The following is a 17872-nucleotide window of genomic DNA, read 5'->3' on the forward strand; positions in this document are numbered from 1 at the left end:
ACTTCCCTGTCGCTGCCGTCCGTTGTGTCGAAAGGAACGTCCATGTCCCCCGTCCAGTCCGCCGTCACCACCGTACTGACCGAGAAGTTCGAGGTCAGCCCCGAGAGCATCCGTCCCGAAGCCACCCTGGAGAGCCTCGACCTCGACTCGCTCGCGCTCGCCGAACTCGCCCTGGCGCTCCAGGAGCAACTGGGTGTCCCCGTGGCGGAGGACGAGGCGGCCAAGCACAGCACCGTGGGCGGGCTCGTCGCCGCGCTGAACGCCAAGCGGGCCCAGCGGGGGTCCTCGTGACATCCCGTCAGACCATCGTGTCGATCACCGGCCTGGGGTTGATCACCCCGGCCGGTGTCGGCCGGGAGCCGACCTGGGAAGGCATCCTGCGCGGTCGTTCCGCCGCTGTGACGGACCCCGAACTCAAGGGCTGCCCAGTCGACTTCTCCTGCCGCATCCCGGCCATGACGCCTGAGCAGGCCCGCATCGGCGGCGGCAAGGCCTGGCGCATGGGCCACTTCAGCCGGCTCGCCGTGCTCGCCGCGCGCGAGGCGGTCGCCGACGCCGGCCTCGACCCCGCGCGGTGGGACGGTGCCCGCGTCGCCGTCGTGATCGGTTCCGGACTCGCCGGAGCGGCGCATCTGGAGGAACAGACCCTCCGCCACCACCAAGGCGGTCCCGAGCTGGTCTCTCCCGCGCTGGTGCCCATGCTGATCCCCAACATGGCTGCCGGGGAAGTGCTGTTGGACCTCGGTGCCCACGGGCCCTCCCTGGCCACGGAGACGGCGTGCGCGTCCGGCGCCAGCGCGCTGGCCACGGCGCGCCAGCTGCTTCTGGCCGGCCTGTGCGACATCGCGGTGGCGGGTGGCGCGGAGGCGGCGGTCACTCCCGTGGTCACGTCGGGCTTCCAGCGGATGGGTGCGCTGTCGGCCCGTACCGGCAACCCCGGAGCGGCTTCGCGGCCCTTCGCGGCGGACCGGGACGGCTTCGTGATCGCCGAGGGCGCAGCCGTACTCGTACTGGAACGGGAGGCGGACGCGAGGGCCCGCGGCAGGCGCGCCTACGCGCGGCTCGCGGGGGTCGGCCTCTCCTCCGACGCCCACCATCCAACCGCCCCGGCTCCCGGCGGAGTTCACGCCGAGGTGGCACTGCGGGCGGCGCTCGCCGAAGCCGGCCTGCACGCGGCCGACGTCGATCACGTCAACGCGCACGGCACCTCCACGCCGCTCAACGACCTGACCGAGGCCGAACTGATCGGCCGCGTGCTCCCGCACCGGCCCAGCGTGACCGCACCCAAGGGCGTGCTCGGGCACAGCCTCGGTGCCGCGGGCGCGATCGAGGCGGCGCTCACGGCCCTGACCATCCATCGGTCCACCGTGCCTCCGATCGCCAACCTCACGGCCGACGACCTCCCGTTCGACCTGGACTGTGTGACGGACCTGCCGCGCACCCAGCGCGTCCGTGCCGCCGTGAGCCACTCCTTCGGGTTCGGCGGGCACAACGTCGTGCTGCTCCTCACCGAGGACTGACGTGCCGCTCTTCACCGAGGACCGATCCGAGGACTGAGTCAATGACCCTTCACAGCAGCATCGTTCACGCCACGGTCCACATCCCCGAGGGGCGACAGAGCGTGGCCGCGGTGGAAGACCGCTTCCGCGCGGGCAGCCCCGCCGCGCGGTTGTCCCGCGGGGTGCTCCAGCGCATGTACGGGCTGGCCGAGCGCACCGTGGCCGCCGACCACGATCAGCCCTCCGACCTGGCCGTTCACGCGGCTCGACGCCTGTTCGCGGACACGGACACCGATCCGGCCGGCGTCGACCTGCTTCTCTACGCGGGCATCCTCGCCGACATGGAGGAGCCCGCCACGGCCCATGTCGTCGCCGACAAACTGGGCCTCGGGTGTCCCGTGCTCGACCTGAAGAACGCCTGCAACGGCGTCCTCAACGCCCTGGAGGTCGCCGACGCGTTCATCCGGGGCGGCCGGTACCGCAGGGTGCTGGTGACCACCGCCGAGGTCAGCACCCGCGAAAGCCGCTGGGAGGTGGAGGACCCGGCGGACATCCTGACCGCGCTGCCCAGCCTCAGCACCGGCGACATGGGCTCCGCCCTGCTGGTGGAGGCGAGCGGACGGATCGGCATCGTCGGCTCGCGCTTCTTCGCCAACTCGTGGGGCTGGCGGGCGGCGACGCTGCCGAACCCCTACGCGCAGCACCGAAGGCTCGGCCATCTCCGCATCGACTCGGCGCGGTTGGTGGACTCGTTCGAGGGGCTGCCCGGCAAGGTGCGTGGAGCGCTGAAGGAGTTCGGCGTCGAGAGCGACGACCTGGACCTCGTCTGCGTGCACCAGCCGTCGGTGCCGTTCACCCGGGTCGTCTGCGACTGGGTGGGTGTGGACCCTGGACGGATCCTGGCCACCTTCCCGGCCCACGGCAACGTGGCGACCAACACCATCCCGCTCCAGCTGGCCACCGCCCTGGAGAGCGGCCGCCTGCGACGCGGGGACCTGGTGGGCATGTTCGGCTTCGCGAGCGGGGCCAGCGCGGGAGTCGTCGTCTGCAGGTGGTGAGCCCCCGACACCCCGGGACGCGCTGCCTCGTCCGCATCCGTACGCATCCGAAAGGCACCCTCATGACCTCCTCACCCGCGACCGTCCGGGTGTCCGGCCCTCCCCGCATTCCGCCCCTCCCGCCGTCCGAGTGGCCCGCGTCGCTGCGGTCCCTCCTGGCGGACTCCCAGAAGGACGGTGCCGGCCGGGTCAACCTCTTCGGCACCCTCGCGCATCACCCCGCCCTGGCCCACGCCTGGCTCTCCCTCGCCCGTGTGCTCACCCACGAAGGAACGCTCGGTGACCGCCGACGCGAACTGGTCGTCCTGCGCACCGCCCACCGGCTCGGCGGGACCTTCGTCCACGAGCGCCACCGCACGCCGGCGACCGAGGCCGGACTGACACCGGAGGAGATCCTGGCCACGGCAGCGGCCCCGGACGCCCACCCCTGGACGGACGAGGAGCGCGCCCTTCTGGCGACCTGCGACCTGCTCGCCGACAACTCCACGGTGCCGGACGTACTTTGGCACCACCTCGCGCGCTTCCTGAGCTCGGAGCAACTGATCGAACTGCTGGTCCTGGCCGGCCAGACCGCCGCCATGGCCACCACCCTCGGCGTCCTGCGCACCCCCTCCGACGACGCGGGGGCCGGACGCCCGCACCTCACCGTGCGCCTGGACAGGGAACGCTGCTGCGGCACGGGGCAGTGCGCCGGCGCCGCGCCGCAGGTGTTCGAGCAGAGCGACACGGACGGACGCGTCACCCTGCTCGTACCGGAGCCCGATCCGAAGTACACCGACGATGTGCGCGTGGCCACGGACCTGTGCCCCAGCGGAGCCATCACCCTCATGGACGCCACATGACCCCCCACCAGGAGACAGCCCGGCTGATGACCGCGACCGCGCCCGCTCCCCCGCTCGACCTCCCCGCCCCCTACGGCAGTCGTCCCTTCGACCCGCCCCCCGCCTACACGGCCGCCGCTCATGACGCCGCCGTCACCCGTGCCGCGCTGCCGGACGGCACCGCGTGCTGGCTCGTCACCGGCTACGAGGAGGTACGCGCCGTACTGGCCGACCCCCGCTTCAGCGCCGACGCCCGCACCCCCGGCTTCCCGTTCCTCTCCGCGGGGCAGCGGGAACTGGCGACCGCGAAGCCCAGCTTCATCCGCATGGACGACCCCGAACACGCCCGTCTGCGCCGCATGGTCACCAAGGACTTCCTGGTCAAGCGCATCGAGGAACTGCGCCCCGGCATCCAGGACATCGTCGACGGGGCCGTGGACCGTATGACGGACGGACGCACCTCGGCCGACCTCGTGGCCGACTTCGCCCTGCCCATCCCGTCGCTGGTCATCTGTCTGATGCTAGGAGTGCCCTACGAGGACCACGACCTGTTCGAGTCGCTCAGCCGCACCCTGCTCGACAACCGGACGACCCGTAAGCGGGCCGAGCAAGCGCATGCTCAACTCATGGACTATCTCGCCGAGTTGGCCGACCACAAGCGTCAGCACCCGGCGGACGACATCCTCAGCCGTCTGGTGGCACGCGACGACCTCACTCCCCAGGAGACGGCGTCCCTCGGATTCCTGCTGCTGGTCACCGGTCACGAGAGCACCGCGAACATGGCGGCCATCAGCGTGCTCGCGCTGCTGCGCGACCCCGGTCGGACGGCACTCCTGCGCGACGATCCCGGGCTCGTCCGCGGAGCCGTCGAGGAGCTCCTGCGCCACCTCACCATCATCCACCTCGGCCTGGGCCGTGCGGCGACGCGCTCCGTCGAGGTCGGCGGGGTCACCATCCCGGCGGGCGACGGCGTGATCTGCATGCTGTCCACCGCCAACCGTGACCCGGCGGTGTTCGCGACGGAGGGCGGCACCTGCCCCTCCGAACTCGACGTCACCCGGGACGCGCGGCGCCATGTGGCCTTCGGCTACGGAACCCACCAGTGCCTGGGCCAGACCCTGGCCAGGGTCGAGCTTCAGATCATCCTCGCCACCCTGCTGCGACGCCTGCCCGGACTGCGCCTGGCGACACCGCCGGACCACCTCGTCTACAACCAGGACGCCATCGTCTACGGCCTTCGCGCCTTGCCGGTGACCTGGTAGCCGAGGGCGACCGTGCCGGGCAAGGAACCCTGCCCGGCGCCCGGTTCGTCCGCGCCGCTCGCGTCGCCCGGGGTGCGGCATCCCGTCCGCGTCAGGTGTCCGGCGAGCCGACGCGGCGCGCACCGCCGGTCCGGGCCTCCAGTGCGTGCAGGACGGCCACCATGTCCTCGCCGCCGTGCCCCTGGGCCACCGTCTCGTCGAAGAGCGTGTGGCAGATGTCGAGGAGCGGGGAGGCCAGGCCGGCCTTTCGGGCGGCTTCCGCGATCAGCCGGTTGTTCTTGAGGACGTCCGTGGTCGCCGCCTGGACGGCGAAGTCGCGCGCGAGCAGTTTCGGCGCCTTCACGCGGGACACGGCACTGGCCATCGGACCCGCGTCCAGGACGTTCTGGAGCAGGCGCTGGTCCAGCCCGTGCCGCTCGGCGAAGTGGAAAGCCTCGGTCAGACCGGTGACCAGCGTGATCAGGAACAGGTTCACCGAGAACTTCATCAGCAGCGCGCGAGGGACGGGACCGCAGTCGAACTCCGCACGGCACAGCGGAGCGAGCAGCGGGCGTACGGCCTTCACGGCCTCGGCGTCACCGGCCAGCATCGCCACCAACTGCCCCTGCTCCGCCTGGACTCGGGAACCGGAGACCGGCGCCTCGACGTAGCTTCCGCCCACGGAACCGATGTCGTCCCGCAGGCCGACGGAATACTCCGGCGAGACCGTGCCCATGTGGACGACGGTGTGTCCGGCGACGCGGGCGGCGAAGTCCGGCGTCCCCCGCCCCAGGACGGTGTCGACGGCGGTCTCGTCAGCCGGCATGAGGATGACGGTCTCCGCCCGGTCGAACACCTCAGCCGGGTTCGCCGCGACGTCGGCTCCGGCGGAGCGCAGGGGATCGCACCTGGCCGGGGTGCGGTTCCAGACGACGAGGGGGGTTCCCGCGCGAGCGAGTTGAGCGCCATGGGCTGTCCCATGACCCCGAGACCGACGAAACCCACGTACACCCCGCACCACCGTTCCTGTTCCACGCCGAGGTCGCCGAGGACACCGAGCCGTCGCCGGTGTCCTCCGGTGAGGGCGTAGGCGGGCCGTCGTCATCAGCGACTATGACAGCGGTCATAGTAGTCGGTTCTATGACGGCGGTCATAGGGTGGACTCCGGACAGCTCGCGGAACGGGAGGTGGAGGTCGACGATGGCGGTGTCCGAACGAGGGCCACGGGAGCGGATGGTCTTCAGTGCGGCCCAGCTCATCCGGCGCGACGGGGTTGCCGCGGCGGGGATGCGCGAGGTCGCCGCGCACGCCCGGGCGCCGCGCGGTTCGCTCCAGCACTACTTCCCCGGTGGCAAGGAACAGCTCGTCAACGAGGCCGTGGGCTGGGCCGGCCGATACGCGGGCAACCGAGTCGCCCGCTTCCTCGCCGCGCTGCCCGAGCCGACGCCCAGCGGTCTCTTCGCCGAGATGGTCCGCCAGTGGACCGAGGAGTACCGGACCGCCGGCTTCGCGGGGGGCTGCCCGGTGGCCGCCGCCACGGTGGACCGCGCGCAGTCCACCGCCTCCACCCGGGAGGCCGCGTCCGGCGCCTTCGCCACGTGGACCGGCGCGGTGTCCCGGGCCCTGGCGGACATGGGCGTGCCCGAGGAGCGGGCCGACGCTCTCGCCACGCTCATGATCAGCGCCCTCGAGGGGGCGATCCTCATGGCCCGAGCCGAACGGGACGTCCGCGCTCTGACGACCGTGTGCCAGGAACTCGGCCCTCTTCTCGATGCCGCGGTGAGCTGAGGGCCGTCCCGTGATCCCCGGTGATCAGCGTGCGGCGTCAGATGCGGTGCATCGCAAGGCGGAGGGTCGTCCTCGTATTGCGTGTGCGGCCTCGTGCGGCAGCGCGTGTCCTGGGCCCTGTCGGCGGGAGCTTGTGGCTCAGCGGGCCATGAAGCGGCCGAGATCCAGCGACCTCTGGCGCAGGGCGGCTGCCCATGTCTCCTGATCAGGAGCCGGAGGCGCCGGGACCTGGAGGTCCGTGAGCTGATCGCCCGCGGCGCTCCCGGTCGCGTTCCAGGCGAGCTCGATGTCCGCCCTCCGCGCGAGAACCAGCACCGTGGAGACGAACCCCTCGGACAGGGCGATCATGACGGCATGAGTGGTTCGGCGGTGCCGCGCCAGCAGCGCGTCGGCGAACGCCTTGAACGCGACGGGTGCGATCCGGCACTCGTCGGACTCCATGGGCCCGATGCCTGACGGCAGTCCCAATTCGGCTTCGAAGAGGGCCACTTGGCGCAGAAACAGTCGCGACGCGCCGTTGGACGGATTCCACAGCGTCTGACCGCCCAGGGCGTAGTACTGGCTCACCGGTGCGTCTCTCCGATCGTCACGGGGACAGCGTAGTCATCCGGACGGCGGGCGCCGCGGGCACCGTGAAGAGACCGGGCGGTGGCGGCAGTCAGGGAAGAACACCCGCGGTGGACCCCGCGGTGTGACGCAGGCGGGCGGCGTCCTGGCTGGGAGGCGCGCCGAACTGGCGGCGGTACTCCCGGCTGAACTGGGACGGGCTGTCGTACCCGACGCGATGGCCGACCCCGGTGACGTCATGGGGATGGACGGCGAGCAGCAGCCGGGCCTCCTGCAGCCGGATCTGCTTCTGGAACCGGATGGGGCTCATCGCGGTCACCGCCTGGAAGTTGCGGTAGAAGGCGGAGACGCTCATGCCCGACAGCTGTGCGACGTCCTCGACCCGGAACGGCTGCGCGTAGTGCTCGCGGATCCAGCGCACGGCCCGCGCGACGTGGCTGAGACTGCTGTCGGCGAGGCCGAGTTGGCGCACGATGCCGCCCTGCTCACCGGTGATCAGCCGCCACAGGATCTCGCGTTTGACCAACGGAGCGAGCACCGTCCGGTCACGCGGTTCGTCGAGCAGACGCAGCAGCCGGACCACGGCGTCGAGCAGCTGGTCCGGAGCGTCGCTGACGGCGATGCCCGGCAGGGCGCTCCCGCCGGTGCGGGGAGCGTCCGCGGACCCTGCCTGCAGCAGCAGTTCGGCGACGGCGGACGGTTCCAGCGTCAGACCGAAACCCAGCGCCGGACGCTCCGGGCAGGCTCCGACGAACTGGCCGGTCACCGGAAGGTCGACCGACGCGACGAGGTACTGCCCGGCCCGGTACTCGAACATCCGGTCGCCCAGCGCGAGGCGTTTGGCGCCCTGGGCGATGACCGCCAGCACCGTGCCGGACATCGAGGGTGCCGGCGGGTCGGACCGCTCGACCTTCGAGATGAGGACACCGTCGATGGCCGTGGTCCAGTCGGGCCGCACATGCCGGTCCAGCAGGGTTCGGAGCTCTTCGAGGTACATGCCCTCATTGCACCACACGCCGTTCTCCTCGTTCCCGTGCGAGAGAGGATCGTGCAAGCATCGGCCAGCATCGTTCTACCGTTTTCCCAGCTCAAGCGGCTTCAATGGAATCACTGGAATCCCGGCGAAGGCGGACTCCCACCAGTCCGGGACAACAGCCCGCCAACCCTCGCCCACGGAAGAAGGCAGTCATGACCGCCCCCTACGGATTCAACGCCACCCTGACCGCAAAGCCCGGAAACGGTGCGCGGCTGACGGACCTCCTGCTGACCGGCCTGAGCGACGGCAACCCCGGCGCGAGCGAGTACTGCGTCGTCTACCTGGTCTGCCGTTCGGCGTCCGACCCCGACGTCGTTCATGTCACCGAGGGCTGGACCAGCGAGGACGACCACCACCGGATCTTCGCCGGTGACGCCGCGCAGGCCATCGTGCGGCAGATCGACGGGATGCTGGCGAAGGAGCCCGAGTACACCGACTACGTACCGGTCCGCGGCAAGGCCGCCTTCTGAGAGCCCGCCGCACGATCCTCGGGCCGGCCCGCATTCGCCCCGGTCCGACCCCCCTGCCCGTTGCTCCCGACCATCCGGCACAACCCGACGAAAGGCACCCCCGGTGACGACCGTACGACCCGCCTTGGACCCCGAACTGCGTCTTCTGCTCGCCGACATGCCGCTCATGACGCGGCTCGACCCCGAAGTACTCGCCCAGCTGCGCCGGTTGCCGTCGGTGCCCGTCGACTCCCTCCTCGAAGGCCGCAAGGTCGACCATCGCGAGGTCGGCGTGCCCGGTGAGGACGGTGCGCGGATTCCGCTGTCGGTCTTCAGTCCGTCCGGTGCCACCCGCGTCACCGGGGCGCCGTGCGTCCTGTGGATGCACGGCGGTGGGATGGTCATGGGGGATCGCTTCTCCCAGATCGACATACCGCTGGAGTGGCTCGACCTGTTCGGTGCCGTGATCATCTCTGTGGACTACCGGCTGGCGCCGGAAGCAGGCGGCACGACACCGGTCGACGACTGTTACCGCAGTCTCCTCTGGGTCGAGGAGCACGCCGACGAACTGGGCGTCGATCCCGCCCGTATCGTCGTGGCGGGAGTCAGCGCGGGCGGTGGCCTCGCCGCGGGAGTCACGCTGATGGCACGCGACCGGGGCACCCCGACGATCGCGGCGCAGATGCTCGTCTGTCCCATGCTCGACCATCGCAACGTCACCACGTCGAGTCGGCAGTACTCCGGCGGTCCCGGTGTCTGGACCCGGGAGATGAACGAGTTCGGCTGGCGCTCGGTTCTCGGCGACCTCCGCGACGATCAGGTGCCCGGCCATGTCTCACCCGCGGTGGCCGAGGACCTCTCCGGGCTGCCGACCACGTACATCGACGCCGGCTCGGCCGAGGTCTTCCGCGACGAGGACGTCGCCTACGCCACCCGGATCTGGGCGGCCGGCGGCCAGGCGGAACTGCACATCTGGGCGGGCGGGTTCCATGGATTCGACGCGCTGTACCCGCGGGCTCGCCTCTCGGCCGGCGCCCGCCGGACACGCAACGACTGGCTGGCTCGCGTTCTGTCGCCGGTCGAAAGGACCGCGGCGTGACGATCGACCGGATCACCGCCTCCGGCGGCTGACGCCCGCCGCCCGCCACCCGACGTCCGAAGCCCCGAGCCCCGACGCCCGAAGCCCCGAGCCCGACGCCCGACCGGCACGGTCCGTCACGACGTCGTGATGCGCTTCGTGCCGGTGCGGGCGTTCGATCGGTGCGAGACCCGAGACCGCCTCACCGTGCGGGACAGCACCGCAGTCCCTGACACCCATCGGATGATCACAACACGGGACGATCAAGGGACCGAAATCGGGAAGGCTCGCGCCGCGCCGGACGTTGATCCCAGTGGCGCCGGTCCTCCGGCGTCACTGAGCACCGCGAAGATCCTCCGTATCTTCCAGAACGGGAAAGAAGATTCCATGTTCCAGCGCATCCTGGTCGCCGTCGACCCCAGCCCCACCCGGCTCTCCGCAGTACGCCTGGCCGGGGACCTGGCCCGGCTGACGGACGCCCAGGTCCGGGTCGTGCACGTCGTCGCCTCCTCCGCGACCCTCGCGGCCGTCGTCCCGCTCGAGGACGACGCCCAGGCGAAGGCAGTCGTCGACGAGGCCCTGGCCGCCCTGCGCGACAAGGGCGTCAAGGCCGACGCGACCCTGTTCCACGGCCTCACCACCCAGATCGCCACGGCCATCTCCGAGGCGGCGGCGGAGTTCGACGCCGACCTCATCGTGGTGAGCCCCCACCATCGCGGATCCGTCGAGGCGTTGTTCAACCCCCGGATCAGCGACGCCGTCGCGCACGCGAGCCGTACCGCCGTCCTGCTGGCTCCGGAGGACGGCACCGAGGCCTGATCCCCACCGAGGACCACGCCGCCGTCAGGCGGCGGACACCGGCCGCGATGCCACGGCCCGCCCCGCAACCGATGTCATTCCACGGCCCGCCCCGGAACCGATGTCCGGGGCGGGCCGACGTCGGTCACGGACCGTGCGCCGTGTCGACGGACGGGAGACCTTCGACCTCTGCCCCGCATGCCATGGGCCCCTGCACACGAGGTCCGCGGCCACCCGAGTGGGACCAGGGCCGGTCCGCTGCCGCGACGGCCACCGGGAGACGGGTCCCGTTGGCGACGGCGGACCGGTGGACCCACCTGGGCGACGGAACCGAGCCCCCGGGCCGGCGGCTTCGCCACGGCGGCCGACACGACGGTGGCACAGCGGCGGACTTGAGCTGTGGCGGGCGGGTCTCCTCAGGCGGGCAGCGTGCTGAGCTCGCCGCCGTCGGCGAACAGAATGCTGCCGTTCACGTAGCTGCTGGCCGGACTGACCAGGAACGAGACGATGTCGGCGATCTCGGTGGGGTCGCCCGCCCGGCCGCGTGCGTTGGTCCTTTCCAGGAGCGCGGTGTGCTCGCCGAGCATCGCCGCTGTGCCCTCGGTGTGTACGGGGCCCGGTGAGACGGTGTTGACCCGCACGCCGGACGGGCCGAACTCGGTCGCCCAGTAGCGGGTGAGGATCTCCGCCCCGGCCTTGGAGGCCCCGTAGGCCGCTCCGACCGGAGCGGGACGGCGCGCCGCGCTGGACCCGATCAGCACGATCGACCCGTGTCCGCGCCGGACCATGCCCGGCGCCAGTGCGCCGACCAGGAGGAACGGGGCGCGGGTGTTGACTGCGACCTGCCTGTCGAAGCCCGCGGCGTCGGTGGCGGACGTCGGGGCGAACTCGTACAGACCCGCGCTGCTCACCAGGATGTCCACGTCGCCGGCCTCGGCGGCCAGGCGCAGCGTGTCCTCGGCGTCGGTGAGATCAGCGGAAAGGAAACGGGCGGTGCCGCCCTCGGCCGCCATCTCCTTCACCAGGGTCCCGCCCCGATCCCGGTCCCGTCCGTGCAGCACGATCGTGGCTCCCTGCCCGGCCAGGCTCCGCGCGACGGCCTTGCCGATACCCGACGTCGCCCCGGTCACGAGTGCGGTGCGGCCCCGCAAAGCGGTGCTGGCGCTCATCGTCCGCCCTCCCTGCTGGTGGTGGTCATGTCGCGCGGCGTGGATCACACGCACGACGTCCTTGCCCAATCCACTATGCGGCGCAGATGTTCTGTTCGCAAGAACATCTGCCGGGGAGCGCATAATGCTAGAGTGCGACGGTGAGCGCATCCACGTCCGAGAACAAGAAGCCGCGCGGTGAGGCCGAGGACCTGGCGCTGGACACCGACCTGGGCTGGGCGATCCGCATGGTCTCCACCGCGTTCCGCCGCGTGGCCACCGAATCCGTCGCCGACCTGCCCGGAGGTGCGCGCGGCTACCTCGTCCTGGTAGCCCTCGCCGGCGGCGAGCCGCCCTCGCAGCTCGCCCTGGCCAAAGAGGTCAGCCTGGACCGCACCGTGTTGACCTACCTGCTCGACGACCTCGAAGCGCACGAGCTGGTCGCCCGCAGGCCCGACCCGCGTGACCGGCGCGCACGCCAGGTCCTCATCACCGACACCGGACGCACCCGGCTCAACCAGGTACGGCGCAGCCTCGCCGCCGCCGAGGCACGCCTCCTCACCGACCTCGACGACCAGGACGCCGAGCAGTTGCGCACCCTGCTCTCCCGAGTCGCGCGGACCGCTCAGCGGGAGGCGATCGCTCCCGAAGAAGCGGACTGCTGACGCGTCGGCCCGTTTCCCGTTCGGTGCCGCGGTGCGGTGAAGTACCCCCGCGCTCGGAGAACTTCACTCCTCGTCGGTCTGTGTGTCGCCGCGCGGTTCCTGCGACCGGCCTCTCGGAGGTGTGCGCCGGTCCGCCGGCCGGAGCGCCCGTCGGCGCGGCAACTCCGCCGGAGTGCAACGGGTTTCGGGATTTTTCCGGCAAGGTCTCCGCTGAGGAGCGGCCGGGAGGGTACCCGCCCCGGCATGACTGTCTACGGATTACATGCCTCGCACGAGCAGATCCCGCCCGCCGATCTGCTCGACGCCGTGGTGCAGGCGGAACGCGCGGGATTCGCCGCCGCCATGTGCTCGGACCACTTCTCCCCGTGGAGCGTCCGCCAGGGGGAGTCCGGATTCGCCTGGTCGTGGCTCGGCGCCGCGCTCCAGGCCACGGACCAGATGCCGTTCGGCGTGGTGAACGCACCGGGCCAGCGCTACCATCCCGCGATCATCGCCCAGGCGGTCGCCAGCCTCGCGTCCATGTACCCCGGCAGGTTCTGGGTCGCGCTCGGCAGCGGCGAGGCCTCCAACGAGCACATCACCGGGGCCCGTTGGCCCCGCAAGGACCTGCGCAACGCGCGGCTGCGGGAGTGCGTCGACGTCATCCGTGCGCTGCTGCAAGGGGAGGAGGTCAGCCACGACGGACTGGTGACCGTGGACCGGGCCAGGCTGTGGACGCTGCCGACCGCCGTGCCGCCACTCATCGGAGCCGCGTGCAGTACGGCCACGGCCGCCTGGTGTGCCGAGTGGGCGGACGGCCTCATCACGGTCAACGCCCCGCGCGAACGGCTGCGCGAGATCGCCGACGCGTACCGGGACGCGGGCGGCCAGGGCCCCCTGCATCTTCAGGTGCACCTGAGCTGGGCACCCGACGAGAACGAGGCCCTGGCGCTGGCGCACGACCAGTGGCGCACCAACGTGCACTCGCCCCCGGCCAGTTGGGACCTGGACACCGCGGAACTGTTCGACCTCGTCAGCGAACACGTCACTCCCGAGCACGTGGCCGGGACGGTCAACGTCTCGTCCGACCTCGGCCGGCACACCGCCTGGCTCCAGGAGTACGCGGCGCTCGGCTTCGACGCGGTGATGCTGCACCACGTGGGCCGTGAACAGGGCCCGTTCATCGAGGCGTTCGGGGCCGAGGTACTGCCCCGCCTCGACGTCACCCGCCCGCTTCCCGCCACGGCCAAGGAGTACCGATGCGTCTGACCCGCACGTCCGACCTGTGGTGGAAGAACGCGGTGGTGTACTGCCTGGACGTCGAGACGTACCAGGACGGCAACGGCGACGGGATCGGCGACTTCGCGGGCCTCACGCAGCGCATCGACCATCTGGTGCGCCTCGGCGTGACCTGTCTGTGGCTGATGCCCTTCTACCCGACACGCGAACGCGACGACGGATACGACATCACGGACTTCTACGGCGTCGACCCCCGCCTGGGCACCCTCGGCGACTTCACCGAGTTCGTCCGCACCGCCAAGGACCGCGGCATCCGCGTGATCGCCGACCTCGTCGTCAACCACACCTCCGAGGACCACCCGTGGTTCCAGGACGCCCGCTCCGGCCGGGACTCCGCCCACCGCGACTGGTACGTCTGGCAGGACGAACCCCCCGAGGACGGCCCCGAGGGAGTGGTCTTCCCCGACGCGGAGGACAGTCTGTGGGAGTACGACGAGGGCAGTGGCCAGTACTACCTGCACCGCTTCTACAAGCAGCAGCCCGACCTCAACGTCGCCAACCCCGAAGTACGGGACGAGATAGCCCGCGTCATGGGCTTCTGGACGCAGCTCGGGCTGTCCGGTTTCCGGGTCGACGCCGTGCCCTTCCTGCTGGAGACGGCCGGGCAGGACGACGCCGGCGCACTGCCGGACCCGCACGAGTACCTTGCCGACCTGCGTGCCTTCCTCGGCCGCCGCAACGGCGAGTCGATGCTGCTCGGCGAGGTCAACCTGCCCTACGACGGCCTCGCCCGGTTCTTCGGAGACCCCGACTCGGACCGCGGCGACGAACTCACCATGTGCTTCGACTTCATCGGCATGCAGCAGATGTACCTGTCGATGGCGCGCGAGGACGCGGGGCCGCTGGCCGCCGCGCTGAGGGACCGACCGGCCGCCCCGCGCGACGCCCACTGGGCGACGTTCGTACGCAACCACGACGAGCTCACCCTCGACAAACTGAGCGACGACGAACGCGCCGAGGTCTTCGCGGCCTTCGGCCCGGACAAGGACATGCAGCTGTACGACCGAGGGCTGCGCCGCAGGCTGCCCCCCATGGTCGACGGAGACCGACGCCGCGTCGAACTCGCCTACAGCCTCCTCTTCACCCTGCCCGGCACCCCCGTCCTCTTCTACGGTGAGGAGATCGGCATGGGAGAGAACCTGGCCGCCGAGGGCCGTCAGGCCGTACGCACCCCCATGCAGTGGACGCCGGAGGCGGGGGCCGGCTTCTCCACCGCCGAACCGGAAACCTTCCCCAACCCGCTGGTGGACGGTGCGTTCGCACCCCAGAAGGTCAACGTGTACGAGCAGAGCCGCGACCCCGGCTCGCTGCTGAGCCGCGTCCGGTTGTTCGTCGAGCGCTACCGAGAGGCTCCGGAGCTGGCCTGGGGCGAGTACCGCGTGGTCGAGGCGGGGGAGCGTGCCGTGCTGGCACACATCGGCTGCACCGCCGACGGGAAGATCCTGGCCGTCCACAACTTCGCGGACCGGCCGGTCACCGCACGGCTGCGACTGCCCGAGGCCGGACCCGGCGGAAGGCTGACGGATCTGCTCGACGAAGGACATGCCGGGCTCACGGTGCCCGACGACGGCCTGCTCCGCGTCGAACTGCCCGCCTACGGGTACCGGTGGCTGCGGGTCGGTACCCCGGCCGACGACCCCGACAGGGTCGCGTCCGACTGACACGGTGCCCGCCGGGAGAAGCCTGCGGAGTGATCTAGGACCCGGCGGCACGCAATGACGGGCCGGCACCCGCGAGGAGCCCCAACGGGGGAGACGATCGTGCCGGCCCGTGCACCGTTTCCTCGGACCCGTACCCTTGCAGCATGCGCATGCGCCCCACTCTGAGCTGGACCCCTACGGAGGACCTGCCACCCGGCACCACGGATCTGGAGCCGATCACGGACATGCTGTCCACGGGGGGTGTGCTGGTGCTCAGCGGGGCCGGCATCTCCACGGAGTCGGGCATCCCCGACTACCGGGGCGAGAACGGCAGCCTGAGTCGGCACACCCCGATGACCTACCAGGACTTCACCGCCAGTGCCCAGGCGCGGCGGCGGTACTGGGCACGCAGTCACCTCGGTTGGCGGACCTTCGGCCGTGCCCGCCCCAACGACGGGCACCGAGCCGTCGCCGCGTTCGGGAGGCACGGCCTGCTCACGGGAGTGATCACACAGAACGTCGACGGACTGCACCAGTTCGCCGGCAGCGACGGCGTCGTGGAGCTCCACGGAAGCCTGGACCGGGTGGTCTGCCTCTCCTGCCGCGACTCGAGCTCGCGCCGTGAACTCGCCCTGCGGCTGGAGAGCGCCAATCCGGGCTTCGAGCCGGTGGCCGCCGCGATCAACCCGGACGGTGACGCCGACCTCGCCGACGCACAGGTCGGAGACTTCCAGGTGGTGCCCTGCACGGTGTGCGGCGGCATCCTCAAGCCGGACGTGGTGTTCTTCGGTGAGACCGTTCCGCCAACGCGGGTCGAGCACTGTCGCCAGCTCGTCCGCGAGGCGACTTCACTTCTGGTACTGGGCTCGTCGCTGACGGTGATGTCCGGGTTCCGATTCGTCCGCGAGGCGGCTCAGGCCGGGAAGCCGGTGCTGATCGTCAACCGGGACCCGACCCGGGGCGACCAGCACGCCCTCACCCGGGTCGCGGTCCCCCTGGGAACAGCCCTCACGACCGTGGCCGGCCGACTGGACATCCCTCTGGGGCCTGTCTCTTAGACGCTGCCGGTGTGCGCAGTGCGTGGTACGCCGGATTCGCCACCCTAGCGTCTGACCGGCACACCGTTTCAACGCCCCGGAGCTACCGGCCACGGCCGGGCCTGCGAGGCTGCCGACGTGACGATTGGAGCGATCGCCGAGGCTGTCCGCGCTGGCGCTGGACCGGCCGGTCTGTCTGCGCCGGCGACACCGGAGGCGGTCGGGGAGGCAGAGGCCGGGACTCCGCCGGCCCGATGTGGTGCACGCATGATGGCCGACGCTGGCCCCAGGGCATCAACTTGGCACAGTGGCTGAACGCAACCACCGAAGGCGCGCTGGCTGTCGAGGACATCCTGGACAGTGACCCCGTGTGCTGAAGGTGAGCAATCCCGCACCTGAGGACCGCGCCTCTTTCACGCGCCCATCAAATCACCTGCCGTGCATGGTTGGTGGCCGGCCGTCAGGTCCAGCGCTCCCTCCATGCCGTCGCCCCGGTCAACTGTCTGAGGCTGAGCACTGAACCGGCCGCTCGGGTGCTCGGCTCGGACCATCAGGACCTCGACGTGCGAGAGGGCGTGGCCTGATAGCCTGCGCTCTTCGCCGGTGGCCCGGACGGAGTCCCTCGACAGGTCGTCATGTCTTGTTCCGAGCAGCTCATGACAGTTCTCGACGCCCTGGACCGGGCTTTCGCCTCAGAAGAGCCCTTTCTCGTCACGGGGTGCACGTACTGCTACGGCGAGCAGGACCTCGCCGAGCTCTCCGGGCCACTGCACCTCATACCCGAGGATCTGGTGTTCTCGGTCGCCGCTAAAGTACCCGATCATTGGGACGACTTCCCGCGTCTCTATCGTCGTCTCGTCCCGCGCATCGTCCGCCCCCTCGTCACCGGTCGGCTTCACGTCGACGAGGAACTCATCGCCTCGCGCCTGGTTCAGGCGTGCTGGACCACCTGGGACGCATCTCTGAGCGAGGCTCTTCGCGACGTCTGGTCCGCCTGGTGGCAGTGCACCCTGCACACTTACCCCAGCCCCGTGCCCGTCAGGGAAGCCCTCAGCTTCATCGCCGTCGCCACCAACAGCCTCCGTCCTTGGCTGGACGGATGGACCACGACTCGTACCCCGGCCGCCGACACGCACCTGGCGGACCTGGTCGACGACGTGATGTTCGAGTTCGAGATCACCGACCTGCGCATGGGCTTCTACGGTGAGTACCGTGCCACCGCCGAGCTGCTGGGCTGGCTTCTCAGTGATGTACGCGACCGCGTCACCGACGCACGTCTCGACGACCCCTTCCTCCTCGAATTCCTCCGGACAGTTGCTCAGCACCCCAACTGACCAAGATGGCCGTCAGTTCTCTGGACGCCGGCGGCGCTCGCTCCTCCTGTCAGAGACCTGATGTCGAGTGCAGTGGTCTCGTTCCTCGGCTCACTCTGGCGAAGCGCTGCTGGGCGGAGTGATCCCTACCCTGACCGGGGACTGTCGGAGGAAGCCGGAGTGCGGGCCGAGTTGCCGGTCGATCCTGCGGCCGTGTGCAGTCCCACCAGGTCGGCCGGTTCCCGACGCCGGACCTGTCCTGTGCCGAGGTACCCGGACGTACGACGCGCAGGAGAAGCGCCCGCTGACGGTGCTTCATCCTTGCCGTTCTGTGGCCGCGCCCCCTGCGCGTCGTCAGCACGGCGTCCGGTACGCGCATGCTGTACGAATATTGTTCGCCCGCTGTACGCCTTCTCCGTGTGTCATGGCGGACGGTCGTGAACGCGGTGGGGCGCA

General features: G+C 70.8%; 17 protein-coding genes and 1 pseudogene. 14 read left to right on the forward strand and 4 right to left on the reverse strand.

The window, feature by feature from the left end:
- Window positions 1-42 precede the first annotated feature (42 nt).
- The 5 genes from OG199_RS40115 to OG199_RS40135 all read left to right on the forward strand — a co-directional run bounded on the left by OG199_RS40115 (window position 43) and on the right by OG199_RS40135 (window position 4640).
- Window positions 43-291 (forward strand): phosphopantetheine-binding protein, encoded by a 249-nt coding sequence (locus tag OG199_RS40115; RefSeq protein ID WP_356800368.1) that lies wholly within the window; start codon window positions 43-45, stop codon window positions 289-291.
- Entirely contained in the window at window positions 288-1520 is a 1233-nt protein-coding gene (locus OG199_RS40120) for a beta-ketoacyl-[acyl-carrier-protein] synthase family protein (protein ID WP_405833800.1), read from the forward strand. The genes OG199_RS40115 and OG199_RS40120 overlap by 4 nt, the downstream gene beginning before the upstream one ends.
- 41 nt (window positions 1521-1561) lie before the next feature.
- The gene (locus tag OG199_RS40125; RefSeq protein WP_405833802.1) at window positions 1562-2557 is read left to right on the forward strand and encodes a 3-oxoacyl-ACP synthase III family protein; all 996 of its coding nucleotides are present in this window, start codon (window positions 1562-1564) and stop codon (window positions 2555-2557) included.
- Between the two features lie 62 nt (window positions 2558-2619).
- Window positions 2620-3399, forward strand: coding sequence for a ferredoxin (locus OG199_RS40130; RefSeq protein ID WP_405833804.1), 780 nt, complete (start codon window positions 2620-2622; stop codon window positions 3397-3399).
- Window positions 3396-4640, forward strand: coding sequence for a cytochrome P450 (locus OG199_RS40135; RefSeq protein WP_405833806.1), 1245 nt, complete (start codon window positions 3396-3398; stop codon window positions 4638-4640). Before OG199_RS40130 ends, OG199_RS40135 begins: the two co-directional genes overlap by 4 nt.
- A 91-nt stretch (window positions 4641-4731) precedes the next feature.
- Here OG199_RS40135 and OG199_RS40140 read toward each other — a convergent pair.
- Window positions 4732-5630, reverse strand: a pseudogene (locus OG199_RS40140) (NAD(P)-dependent oxidoreductase).
- A gap of 189 nt (window positions 5631-5819) precedes the next feature.
- Between OG199_RS40140 and OG199_RS40145 the strand changes: the two are divergent.
- A complete protein-coding gene (locus tag OG199_RS40145; protein ID WP_405833808.1) occupies window positions 5820-6407 on the forward strand; it encodes a TetR/AcrR family transcriptional regulator in 588 nt (195 codons plus the stop codon).
- A gap of 138 nt (window positions 6408-6545) precedes the next feature.
- On the opposite strand, the gene OG199_RS40150 is transcribed toward OG199_RS40145, so the two are convergent.
- The gene (locus tag OG199_RS40150; protein WP_405833809.1) at window positions 6546-6974 is read right to left on the reverse strand and encodes a DUF6086 family protein; all 429 of its coding nucleotides are present in this window, start codon (window positions 6972-6974) and stop codon (window positions 6546-6548) included.
- Between the two features lie 91 nt (window positions 6975-7065).
- Entirely contained in the window at window positions 7066-7971 is a 906-nt protein-coding gene (locus tag OG199_RS40155; RefSeq protein WP_401803482.1) for an AraC family transcriptional regulator N-terminal domain-containing protein, read from the reverse strand.
- Between the two features lie 191 nt (window positions 7972-8162).
- Between OG199_RS40155 and OG199_RS40160 the strand changes: the two genes are divergently transcribed.
- From OG199_RS40160 to OG199_RS40170, 3 genes are all read left to right on the forward strand, one after another.
- A complete protein-coding gene (locus OG199_RS40160) occupies window positions 8163-8480 on the forward strand; it encodes an antibiotic biosynthesis monooxygenase (protein ID WP_356800375.1) in 318 nt (105 codons plus the stop codon).
- A 103-nt stretch (window positions 8481-8583) separates the two neighbouring features.
- Window positions 8584-9558 carry an alpha/beta hydrolase gene (locus OG199_RS40165; protein WP_356800376.1) on the forward strand — a complete coding sequence of 325 codons (975 nt, stop codon included), beginning with the start codon at window positions 8584-8586 and terminating at the stop codon, window positions 9556-9558.
- A gap of 366 nt (window positions 9559-9924) precedes the next feature.
- A complete protein-coding gene (locus tag OG199_RS40170; RefSeq protein WP_356800377.1) occupies window positions 9925-10356 on the forward strand; it encodes a universal stress protein in 432 nt (143 codons plus the stop codon).
- Window positions 10357-10751: 395 nt separating this feature from the next.
- Here OG199_RS40170 and OG199_RS40175 read toward each other — a convergent pair whose 3' ends face one another.
- The gene (locus tag OG199_RS40175; RefSeq protein WP_405833813.1) at window positions 10752-11504 is read right to left on the reverse strand and encodes an SDR family NAD(P)-dependent oxidoreductase; all 753 of its coding nucleotides are present in this window, start codon (window positions 11502-11504) and stop codon (window positions 10752-10754) included.
- Window positions 11505-11644: 140 nt separating this feature from the next.
- Between OG199_RS40175 and OG199_RS40180 the strand changes: the two genes are divergently transcribed.
- From OG199_RS40180 to OG199_RS40200, 5 genes are all read left to right on the forward strand, one after another.
- Entirely contained in the window at window positions 11645-12148 is a 504-nt protein-coding gene (locus OG199_RS40180) for a MarR family winged helix-turn-helix transcriptional regulator (RefSeq protein WP_405833815.1), read from the forward strand.
- Between the two features lie 243 nt (window positions 12149-12391).
- Window positions 12392-13396 carry a TIGR03885 family FMN-dependent LLM class oxidoreductase gene (locus OG199_RS40185; RefSeq protein ID WP_405833817.1) on the forward strand — a complete coding sequence of 335 codons (1005 nt, stop codon included), beginning with the start codon at window positions 12392-12394 and terminating at the stop codon, window positions 13394-13396.
- Window positions 13387-15087: an alpha-amylase family protein gene (locus OG199_RS40190; protein ID WP_405833819.1), complete on the forward strand. Its 1701-nt coding sequence runs from the start codon at window positions 13387-13389 to the stop codon at window positions 15085-15087. The genes OG199_RS40185 and OG199_RS40190 overlap by 10 nt, the downstream gene beginning before the upstream one ends.
- A gap of 143 nt (window positions 15088-15230) precedes the next feature.
- Window positions 15231-16124, forward strand: coding sequence for an NAD-dependent protein deacetylase (locus OG199_RS40195; protein ID WP_405833821.1), 894 nt, complete (start codon window positions 15231-15233; stop codon window positions 16122-16124).
- A gap of 614 nt (window positions 16125-16738) precedes the next feature.
- Window positions 16739-17437 carry a hypothetical protein gene (locus OG199_RS40200; protein WP_405833823.1) on the forward strand — a complete coding sequence of 233 codons (699 nt, stop codon included), beginning with the start codon at window positions 16739-16741 and terminating at the stop codon, window positions 17435-17437.
- Window positions 17438-17872 lie beyond the last annotated feature (435 nt).

The sequence above is a fragment of the Streptomyces sp. NBC_01176 genome, from assembly GCF_045039825.1.
Taxonomy (GTDB): domain Bacteria; phylum Actinomycetota; class Actinomycetes; order Streptomycetales; family Streptomycetaceae; genus Streptomyces.